Source organism: Moorena producens 3L (genome assembly GCF_000211815.1).
In the GTDB taxonomy this organism is placed as follows: domain Bacteria; phylum Cyanobacteriota; class Cyanobacteriia; order Cyanobacteriales; family Coleofasciculaceae; genus Moorena; species Moorena producens.
On record NZ_GL890853.1, the window covers coordinates 1 to 8323 of the forward strand.

At 43.1% G+C, this 8323-nt stretch carries 7 protein-coding genes and 1 pseudogene; all 8 read left to right on the forward strand.

Annotated elements, in window-relative coordinates; genetic code table 11:
• The coding region (locus LYNGBM3L_RS11155) for a redoxin family protein (protein WP_008182518.1) at positions 1-297 on the forward strand (297 nt) is incomplete at its 5' end.
• Between the two features lie 229 nt (positions 298-526).
• On the forward strand, positions 527-1873 hold the full coding sequence (gor, locus tag LYNGBM3L_RS11160; RefSeq protein ID WP_008182520.1) for a glutathione-disulfide reductase: 1347 nt from the start codon (positions 527-529) through the stop codon (positions 1871-1873).
• Positions 1874-2177: 304 nt separating this feature from the next.
• Positions 2178-3692, forward strand: coding sequence for a hypothetical protein (locus LYNGBM3L_RS11165; RefSeq protein WP_008182523.1), 1515 nt, complete (start codon positions 2178-2180; stop codon positions 3690-3692).
• 647 nt (positions 3693-4339) lie between these two features.
• Entirely contained in the window at positions 4340-4522 is a 183-nt protein-coding gene (locus LYNGBM3L_RS40370; protein WP_131827260.1) for a hypothetical protein, read from the forward strand.
• 405 nt (positions 4523-4927) lie between these two features.
• A complete protein-coding gene (gene rimP, locus LYNGBM3L_RS11175; RefSeq protein ID WP_008182529.1) occupies positions 4928-5389 on the forward strand; it encodes a ribosome maturation factor RimP in 462 nt (153 codons plus the stop codon).
• A gap of 170 nt (positions 5390-5559) precedes the next feature.
• Positions 5560-6847 (forward strand): annotated as a pseudogene (nusA, locus tag LYNGBM3L_RS11180) (transcription termination factor NusA).
• Between the two features lie 506 nt (positions 6848-7353).
• Positions 7354-7629: a YlxR family protein gene (locus tag LYNGBM3L_RS11185; protein WP_044492698.1), complete on the forward strand. Its 276-nt coding sequence runs from the start codon at positions 7354-7356 to the stop codon at positions 7627-7629.
• 419 nt (positions 7630-8048) lie between these two features.
• Positions 8049-8323, forward strand: a 275-nt coding sequence (locus LYNGBM3L_RS38210; RefSeq protein ID WP_008182534.1) for a translation initiation factor IF-2 N-terminal domain-containing protein, incomplete at its 3' end; no start/stop codon positions are given.

An 8323-nucleotide genomic window follows, 5' to 3' on the forward strand; every position in this document is an offset into this window, starting at 1 on the left:
TGCTTATCGGTCAACGATGCCTTCGTGATGTTCCAGTGGGGCAAACAGCAAGGGGTTCAGAATATCTTCTTGCTACCCGATGGTAATGGGGAATTCACCCGCAAAATGGGGATGTTGGTAGAAAAAGATAATCTCGGTTTTGGTATGCGTTCTTGGCGCTACTCTATGGTGGTAGATGACGGCAAGATTGAAAAAATGTTTGTAGAACCAGGCTATGCAGATAACTGCCCTACCGATCCCTTCGAGGTCTCAGATGCAGATACAATGCTGGCATACTTGAAGTCAGCTAAAAAGTAACATCCCTCCGACCTTACTTAAAGCTTTATCAGTAGAGGCGTTACCGGCAATGCCTCTACTGTTTTCAGTTTGGTGTGTAAGTCCTGATCATCGTGGATTGACTTGAGAGTGATACAACAATAATTACCTTGGGCGATCAGTAAAATTTTCCCTCCGACAGCTATTGCTTTTATATACCAAGAATCAGTAATCTTTCAACCGAATAGTAATTCAGAAGTTTGGGAGAGTCATGAGCTACGATTTTGATTTATTCGTTATTGGTGCAGGTTCCGGAGGAATTGCTACAGCTAGACGAGCCGCAGAATATGGGGCAAAAGTAGGCATTGCAGAATTTGACCGTTTAGGTGGAACTTGCGTAAATCGTGGCTGCATTCCTAAGAAGCTGATGGTTTATGCCTCCCATTTTCCTGATCAATTTGAAGAGGCACAGGGATATGGCTGGAGTAAGGTACACAGTACCCTCGACTGGACAACAATGATCACAGCAGTCAATCAGGAAACAGAACGCCTCAATAGCATTTACCAACGTATGTTGGATAAGTCCAAAGTGGAACTGTTTCAGGGTTATGCTAAGTTCGCGGATTCCCACACCATAGACATTGGCGGACGCAAAGTAACTGCACACAAAATCTTGATTGCAGTGGGAGCACATCCGGTCAAGCCCGATATTCCTGGCATTGAACACGCGATTACCTCTGATGATATTTTCCACCTCAAGGAACAACCGAAGCGGATCGTGATTCTTGGGGGTGGCTATATTGGTGTCGAGTTTGCCTGTATTCTCAATGGTTTAGGCTCTGAAGTGACAGTGGTTATTCGTCGTGATCAGATTTTACGGGGATTTGATGCTGAAATCGGTTCTGAGATTCAACAAGCCATGGAGAAGCATGGGATCCGGGTGCTAAATAACAGTAGGATCATCGCTATTGAAAAGACATCAGCTGGTCTGAATGTAACGGTACAAGGAGAATCACAAACAAGTATAATTGCTGATGCTGTCAGTTTAGCTGCTACAGGTCGTATACCCAATATCCAGAATCTAGGTTTAGAGAATACTGGAGTAGCAATTGAAAATGGTGCGATCGCAGTCGATAAGTACAGTCTTACCACAGAAGATCATATCTTTGCCGTAGGGGATTGTACTAACCGCATGAACTTAACTCCTGTTGCGATTAATGAAGGTCGTGCCTTTGCCGATACCGTATTTGGTGGCAAATCCCGGATCATGAGCTACGAGAATGTTCCAACCGCAATTTTTACCACACCCGAAGCAGCTACTGTTGGTCTAAGTGAGGCCGAAGCACGAGATAAATATGGGGATGCGGTAAAAGTCTATCGTTCTCGGTTCAGACCGATGTACTACACCCTACCCGGTCGGGATGAAAAAACCCTGATGAAGTTAGTGGTTGACCAAAACACTGACAAAGTCTTGGGTGCTCATATGGTAGGAGACCATGCAGCAGAGATTATTCAAGGAATTGCGATCGCATTGAAAACCGGAGCTACCAAAGCTAACTTTGATGCTACTGTTGGAATTCATCCCAGTTCTGCAGAAGAGTTTGTCACAATGCGCTAAGGGACTCAAAAAGTTTTTTAAATACAGTTGTAACTAGGGTGTGAACACACGCCCTAGTTTCGTACTATAGCGCTTTCAAATCAAATCTGAAAATTTATAGCAATTCAATTCACGAATGCTGCAAACCCGGTATTGTTACTAAGTGCTTAAATACTTTAAGTTCTCAAGATCAACACTACTGAATCAGAATAAATCCTAAAAAAGCCGCTAGAACTGTATTATCAGGAAGGAATGGCTGCGCCAAGAAACTCAATGCATCTGAGTTAAACATCACCATCTAGTGGTATAAAGCCCAAGTTTCCCGATGTCATCTTTACAAAAATTAGAAAAATTCGTCAAAATACCTAATAAAGCTCAAACTCGCCGCATTCTTTGGTTTGAAAGATTAATGGCGATCATCGCCTTGATTAATCTGCTGTTGGTGTTGTTTGACCTCAGCTATATCCCCTTAAGGGATTTCTGGCTAAATCAGAAAATTCAGGTATTTAGCTTTACCATTGGTCCGCTCAAATCCAAAGGCTTTCCCGTCTCGATTCCCATTCCTGATATCACTCCGCTCTACGACCCAGTTAAAGGTATTGAAGACAACCGAGATACCAAAAAATATTTGGACAAAGTTGATCAACTGGAAAACCAGATTAACAAGATAGGATTATCTTCTATAGAAGAATCTATAGAAGTAGAAAAAAAACTCAAGGAGCTGCGCGAACTTAGCTCAGAAATGATTGGCACCAATCCTTTTCAAGTAGCCAATAAAACCGGAAACTTGGAAAAGATTAAAAATAAGATGCGTAAGCAGATACCAAATCCTGAGGATTCAGCAAAAGAGTCATTTATGCAGTTCTGGACTCAAAAGTACTTAGCAAGTCATAGTCAAGAGGAAGGTTTGGTATTTTTTAACACCGAGATTAAACCCTTAATAGAAACTAACTATTACCGTCCAATTGGAGAAAATGGCGAATTTATAGACCTATTCGGACTGATTGACTTCCCATTTTTTATTTTATTTAGTACCGAGTTTTTGGCTCGTACCTGGTTGATCAGTCGCCGTCATTCTGGACTCAAGTGGCAAGATGCCATGCTGTGGCGCTGGTATGACATATTTTTACTAATACCCTTATGGCGGTGGTTACGAATTATTCCTGTTACCATTCGCTTAGGTCAAGCTAAATTAATAGACCTGAGTGCCATTAGCAGAGAAATCCGCTCCGGATTTGTTGCCAGTATTGCTCAAGAGATGACAGAAGTGGTCGTCATTCAAGTTATTAACGAAGTTCAGGGCTCCATTAGCCGGGGTGAAATTACCAAATGGTTGTCTCAACAGGAAGTCCGCCCCTACATTGACCTTAATGACATTGATGAAGTGTCAGAACTCACCACCATCATGGTAAAGATGACGGTTGATCAAGTCTTACCCAAAATTCGTCCTGATCTAGAGGCTCTCATGAAACACTATGTGGACATGGGGCTTAAACAGTCCACACTTTATCAGGGACTTCAGAATGTACCAGGACTGGGACAATTCCAGAAGCAACTAACAGAGGAATTGGTGAAAAACATTTTTCAGGCACTCTATGATGGGATTAATACTCTCATACAAGAAGACCCAGTTGCCGACGAACTCCTGCAACACCTACTGAAAAATTTAAGGGAAGCCTTAGGGGCAGAAATTAAGACCAAGGATAGATTACAGGATATTCAGTATTTGATCACAGCTTGGTTAGAGGAATTCAAAATAAATTATGTCCGGCGCTTATCTGAAGAAGACTTAGATAAAATCTTAGATGAAACCAGAGCAATTCGTCAAAGATTTCAGTAATAACAGTATTAAAATCAAGTTAATATTAGTCCAATAATTAATTATTTTTTTAAAATTCTATGCGGATATATCAACTATTTTGCTTGACAGTAAAACCATTAAATTGATAATTAAAAATAAAAAAATATGTTCTACCGAACCTAGTATGCATAAAAACGCGCTTATTTACCATTAAAGATGATTGGGCAGTATTTTTATAAAAAAAATTATCTCAACAAATAAAACTCCAGCCCCATAAGGATTATAATAATTATTTATTAAAAGTTTTAGATAGCAATTTCGGTAGAGCCAAAAAATATAGAAATTCAAAAAATAAACATTTTTTTTAATTATTGTAAATAGTCAGAGATCATCATACAGTTTGACCGAATAATGCCCATAAGCTAAAATACTTATGGGTCAACAAAAACCAAGTTGACTTCTAGGGTCAGCTTGCTCTGAGGTTAAGGCTCTGGAGTGGGAAAGTGCCGACGCACCAGACACCAAGCAGGGATTAGACGTCAACACTCCCCATGTTCAAGTTTTGATCAGGCAAGCATTTGAGCTGCTAATTGCGTTAGCTTCCGGCAAAAGAAGCCCCACATCTCAATGCTACGCCATGAGTGTGGGATTAATTTTGCACAGGGTATGCATGGAATTGCTATAATATGGGTACTGATAAACAAAGCCAAAAATGCTGGTTTGTCAGCACAACAGTTTTAAAAAAAAGACCAAGAAAACAGAGCGGCAGCGATGCCGAGGTGCGACCCGTGGCGAATTTAATTCGCCTAGGTCAAGGGCACCTAAGCGGTCTTGGGGAGCCAGTGCGGTCTTGGGGGTTCCCCCCATGAGCAACTGGCGTGGTTTCCCCCACTCGCGCTTTGCATCAAGAGAGGGCAGTCCGTTCTTAAAGCCCAGCGGCGACCTTCGCGTAGCGTCGGCTTTGCCGAAAGCAATAGCTGGATTGGCGCTTGTTGCCTACACTGAACTCAACGAGTCAGTGTGGGAGCTGTCACACTCAAACATAGCAACGGCAAGCTGGTAACTCCTAATCAATGATTCTGCGGGAAGTTTCCGGTTTGTCCTAGGGTTTAGAGTCTTCGAGCCCATGACCTTGTGACCAATAGCTCAAGACCAGTAACTAGAGATTGGGCTTGTGCTAACTAGATGTGCAGAAGCTTTTGGGCGGTTAGACTTCTTGGAAAAGATTTTGCCATGAAGTGGGTTGACCCCACTTTTTTTATTGGATTGGTGCCATGACTCATCCCCTGATTCCACAACTAATCGATTTGGCAACGCCATTGGCTCAAGATTTAGGATTAGAGATTGTAGAGGCTCTCTTCCAGACCAACAGACGCCCACCCGTGCTGCGTGTCTATATCCGCAACCCCATCCGTGACACTAGCTTGGATGACTGTGAACGCATGAGTCGTGCTTTAGAAGCTCAGTTAGATGCTAAGGAAATCATTTTAGACACCTACGTTTTGGAAATTTCCAGTCCTGGGATCACACAGGACTTAACCACAGACCGAGAATTCATTTCTTTCAAAGGGTTTGGTGTGATTGTTCAGACATTTGAACCCTATCAGGGGCAGCAAGAGTGGCGTGGGCAGTTAATTCGCCGGGATGAGAGCGGAGTTTATCTCAATCTCAAGGGTCGTGCGTTTGCCATTCCCCGTCAGCTCGTGTCCAGAGTAAAACTCGATGATGGGGGTTAAATTTTGCTTGAAGGTTGGTAGGCGTGCAGTACTTGTAAAGACAATGGCTTGACTATGATCTACAAGTGCTTCTCCCGTACAAGCTTCAAGGCTCAGGATTGAAGTTGAACTTGATTTACTTTAAATCCCAAGACAATTGCCATGGATAGATTTAAGACGGAGATTTGCTGATGTCAATAGTTAGTTTGCCTGGACTTAAGGCAATGATAGAAGAAATTAGTCAAAGCCACAATTTACCTAGGTCTGCAGTTCAACAGGCATTAAGAGAAGCACTGCTAAAAGGGTATGAGCGCTATCGCCGTTCTCAACGGCTAGACCAACGATTTCATTTTGACGAAGAATATTTTGACAACTTTGAAGTCGATCTTGATATTGAAGAAGAAGGCTTCCGCGTTTTGTCTACCAAAACCATTGTCGAAGAGGTACAAAATAGTGACCATCAAATTTCTCTCAAAGAAGTCCAGGAAGTTGCCTCTGAAGCACAATTGGGAGACTCAGTGGTTTTGGATGTGACTCCAGACCAAGGAGAGTTTGGTCGCATGGCAGCGATTCAAACCAAACAGGTGCTCTCTCAAAAACTCCGAGACCAGCAGCGTAAGCTGATTAAGGAAGAGTTTCAAGACCTAGAAGGAACCGTTCTGCAATCTCGATCGCTACGGTTTGAGCAGCAGTCTGTGATTATGGCGCTCAGCAGTGGTTTTGGTCGGCCAGAGGTAGAAGCCGAACTGCCCAAACGGGAACAGCTACCCAATGATAACTATCGGATTAACTCCACCTTTAAGGTTTATCTCAAAAAAGTCCGGGAAGGCCCTCACCGTGGTCCTCAGCTGGTGGTATCCAGAGCGGCGGCTGGATTAGTGGTCGATCTGTTTAGCAACGAAGTCCCAGAAATAGACGATGAGGTGGTAAGGATTGTTGCAGTAGCACGGGAAGCTAATCCTCCTTCTCGTCATGTCGGACCAAGGACTAAAATTGCTGTAGATACCCTGGAGCGAGATGTTGATCCGGTGGGAGCTTGCATTGGTGCTAGAGGTTCCCGCATTCAAGTTGTGGTGAATGAATTACGAGGTGAGAAAATCGACGTAATTCGTTGGTCTCCTGACCCATCTACCTATATTGCTAACGCTCTTAGCCCAGCCCAAGTTGATCAGGTGCTACTAGTCAATCCAGAAGAACGTCAAGCTCATGTTTTAGTAGCAGAAGACCAGCTGAGTTTAGCTATAGGCAAAGAAGGACAAAATAGTTCGCCTTGCTGCCCGCCTTACGGGTTGGAAGATTGACATTAAAGATGCTGCGGAATACAAAAAAGACACTACAGACATTTCTAAACAGGAGAGCCTAGAAGAAGATGATGTCGATAGCAGTGAGTTACAGGAAGATTACCAAGAAGGAGTAGAAACACCAGAAAATGTGCTTGATGCTGAGCCAGTGCTTGATTTGAGTACTCAAGAAGAATAAGTAATTTTAGGGGTTAACCCTGAGGTGAGGAAAGTTTGGCCAAGGTTGAGAATGGGAATGGTATAAAATGATACCCCTAAGCTTGTCGGTTTAGAATGGTAGTGGGGTGCAGGGTCTCGGCTGTGGTCAAGAATTCTTTGACAGTTTTCTTCCAAACCAATGACTTATTCAATCCTTCCACTTCTGCTGGGTTACTCTACCCCCTATCCCATTCTACCCCTTACTCCCGGTGGGTGTGGTGATTTTCTTCTTGTGTTATTCCTCCTTCTCTCAAGGGTGTGACTATCTCTACTATAGTTTTTCATCTTCTGCTCACAGCACCGGTTTCACACCACCGGTTAGCCCACACCCTTTTTACCGCCCTCTGGCATTGATTTTTGGTTTCATTTGGGTAAGTCAATCACGTAAACAGGGTGTTTGCCCAATCGCAAACGCCCTACAAGCCTCCATCTACCGTACCCTTTAAAGAAGGAGGACTTTTGAGATTTTCCAAACCGAAAACCCGTATGAAACCCAACTATCGACGTTGTCTTAGCTGCCGGAAAGTAGCACCAAAACAGGAGTTTTGGCGTATTGTCCGAGTCTATCCGTCACGAAAGGTACAATTAGATCAGGGTATGGGTCGTTCGGCTTACTTATGTCCTCAACTGAGTTGCCTAGCGGCGGCTCAAAAGAAAAACCGACTGGGGCGATCACTGCGTGCATCGGTGCCAAAAAATCTGTACGAAACTTTATGGCAGCGTTTAGCTACCATGCCAACCAAACCCAATTTAGGTAATTAAAGGGTGAATCTAGCCGAAAAAGCTTCCATGTATGTTCGTCCGGCGAACATAAGTAATCGTTAGGATAGAAAGGAAGTCATTAGTTCTATTGATGCTCTGGTTTCTTAAGGAGGTGAATTTACTTTGATTATACGCTAGCTACCTTTAAAGGCATACGCGCTGATTAGGCGGTTTAACCGAACCGTCAATGTTGAATGCTGCTTGGCTTTTTTCACAGGAAAGAAGCACGCGATAATAGATAAACTTATCAAACTACCGTTGAGGTGAACACACCAACGAAAAAGCATGGATGGTTGATTATCTGTTGAGCATCGCTTATCTTATCGTTTAAGCTTTCCAATAAAGCTTGATCAAGTAAAAAGTCATTCGAGTAGTTGAGTATGGTTTAACAACAAGTAGGTACGACAGGGGAATAGTGCATGAACAGCGGCAAAGTCAGAATTTACGAATTATCACGGGAATTGAATTTGGACAACAAGGAAATTTTGAGCATCTGTGAAGGACTCAATATTGCAGTTAAAAGTCACAGTAGCACGATTACAGAATCGGATGCCCAACGGATTCGCACGACAGCCGAAAAATATTCTGACCAACTAGCAGCTGTAAGCAATAGCGAAGGTGAGTCATCGGCAAATAAAGGTTCTAAGTTAAGCTCTGGTAAATTAGTTCGACGTCCCAAAGGGGAGCGGAAGCA

Bases quoted from the DNA above. Each gene is read 5' to 3' on its own strand.
- LYNGBM3L_RS11185 (WP_044492698.1), top strand. From the start codon at position 7,354: ATGAAACCCAACTATCGACGTTGTCTTAGCTGCCGGAAAGTAGCACCA.
- rimP (WP_008182529.1), top strand. From the start codon at position 4,928: ATGACTCATCCCCTGATTCCACAACTAATCGATTTGGCAACGCCATTG.
- LYNGBM3L_RS40370 (WP_131827260.1), top strand. From the start codon at position 4,340: ATGGGTACTGATAAACAAAGCCAAAAATGCTGGTTTGTCAGCACAACA.
- gor (WP_008182520.1), top strand. From the start codon at position 527: ATGAGCTACGATTTTGATTTATTCGTTATTGGTGCAGGTTCCGGAGGA.
- LYNGBM3L_RS11165 (WP_008182523.1), top strand. From the start codon at position 2,178: ATGTCATCTTTACAAAAATTAGAAAAATTCGTCAAAATACCTAATAAA.